General features: G+C 63.6%; 2 protein-coding genes. One reads left to right on the top strand and one right to left on the bottom strand.

Features of this window, described 5'->3' with window-relative positions; all coding sequences use genetic code 11:
- Window positions 1-1051 (bottom strand): c-type cytochrome (locus AB7849_RS19420; RefSeq protein WP_369501560.1); only part of this gene is annotated, 1051 nt, incomplete at its 3' end.
- A 297-nt stretch (window positions 1052-1348) separates the two neighbouring features.
- On the opposite strand from AB7849_RS19420, the gene AB7849_RS19415 reads away from it, so the two are divergent.
- Window positions 1349-1762, top strand: a 414-nt coding sequence (locus AB7849_RS19415; protein WP_369501559.1) for a DUF4158 domain-containing protein, incomplete at its 3' end; no start/stop codon positions are given.

Below are 1762 nucleotides of genomic sequence, written 5' to 3'. Positions count from 1 at the left end.
GGAACGTGGCGGCCGGATCGCCCGCCGCATCCGCCGTGACCTCCTGCGCCTGCGCAAGCAGGACATCCACGGCGTGGGCCTGCTGGGTCACCGCCGGCAGCGCGGCCTTGCCCGACACCGCTGTGCGATAGGCGCCCATGGCCGTTTCGATGCGGGCGCGTAGCGCGCCATCGCGTGCGTTGAGCTGGGGTTCGATGGGTTCGACGCCATCGAGATAGGCCGACAATGCCAGTTGTGTGGCTTCCTTGGCGTCGCCGGCACGATAGGCCGCCAGGCTTGCAGCAAGTCGCCCCCGCGCAAGCGGAAGCCCCGTCAACGCCTGTTGCATCGCCTGCGGATGCGCACGCAGGTAACCGATGATCGCGCGGGCATGTTCGGCACCCAGTGCAGGAGCCAGTTGCGACACGCGTGCTTGCGACAACTCCTTCAGGTCCGCGATCTGCGCACGCGCGGCCGTATCGTGCTGCCAGAGGGTCGCACCGGTCGTGGCTTCGCGGGTATAGGCTAGCGACCCCACGTAGTACGCGAGTGCCCATCGCTCGTCCGACGACAGCCGGGACGAGTAACTGGCCATCGGCGTTCCCTCGACACCGTGGCTGATCACTTCGTACAGGGACAGCGGGCTGCGCTGGTCCGCACGCGCCTGGTCAGTGAAGTCCACCGGTCGCGGATTGAGCTGCAGCCCCACGGGACCATCGCCATGCCCGGTGGCGCCGTGACACATGGCGCACTGGTTCTGGTACAGCGTTGCGCCCTGCGTCAGATCGGGCGCTTGGGCCGGCGCGGTGGGTATCGGGTACGCCTTCAGCAAGGCATCGGCCAGGGCATGTGCCTCGATCGCCACCTGCGCTGGCGAGGCCTTCGCATCCACTGAAGCGATGAGCTGGTCGGCCTGGGACAACAACGCGGGTGTACCGGGCGTCGGCGGCAACGCCTGAAGGCGGCGATGCACGGTGGCTGTGAACTCCCGCATCTCGGCGTATTCAGACGCGCTGAGCACCGCTCCGTTCTTGACCGCGCCGGCGTAATCCGTGGCCAGATAGTCGATCATCTGCCATGTCTGCGGCACGGTTGAACTGACGTCTTGAGCATGCGCCCGCGGGAGTGGGAGTGCCCAAAGCAGAAGGGCGGCCACGGAGAGGTTGCGCAATATGCTGCGAATACGAGTCGTTATCATTCATGTATCGTACTCGACCTTGGCGAAACCGCCAATGCAATGCCTCCCGGCAGAACCCAAGAAACATGGTTGAAGGCGATCCCACCTCGCCAGCTCCAAGGCGTGATGGGCGAAAGGCTTGATTTTCAGTGATGGAACCTTCTACCCAACTCTCCGCAGAAGGAAACCTTGATGCCGGTCAGCTACGTTACCGAGGGACAACGCGACAATTACGGCCGGTACAACGGCAACCCGTCCAGCGACGAACTGGCACGCTACTTCCATCTCGACGATGCAGATCGCACCTACATCGCGCGCAAGCGCGGTCATGCGAATCGTTTGGGCATCGCATTGCAGCTGACGACGCTGCGCTACTTGGGAACATTTCTGGACGATCCGCTGGATCTCCCTGCGCTGGTGTTATCCACCGTTGCCAGGCAGCTGGATATTACGGACACGGATCCCTCCCTCGACGACTACCGGACAGGTGAACTCCGGTGGGATCATCAGCGCGATATCTGTCGTCAATACGGCTTCGTCGAAATCACCGAACCGCCTATCGGCTTTCGATTGGGTCGCTGGCTGTACGCACTCTGCTGGACGGGA

Source organism: Rhodanobacter sp. FW021-MT20, from assembly GCF_041107475.1.
Classification (GTDB): domain Bacteria; phylum Pseudomonadota; class Gammaproteobacteria; order Xanthomonadales; family Rhodanobacteraceae; genus Rhodanobacter_A; species Rhodanobacter_A glycinis.
Note: the sequence above shows the minus strand (reverse complement) of the source record. Positions and strands in the feature narration are given on the sequence as shown.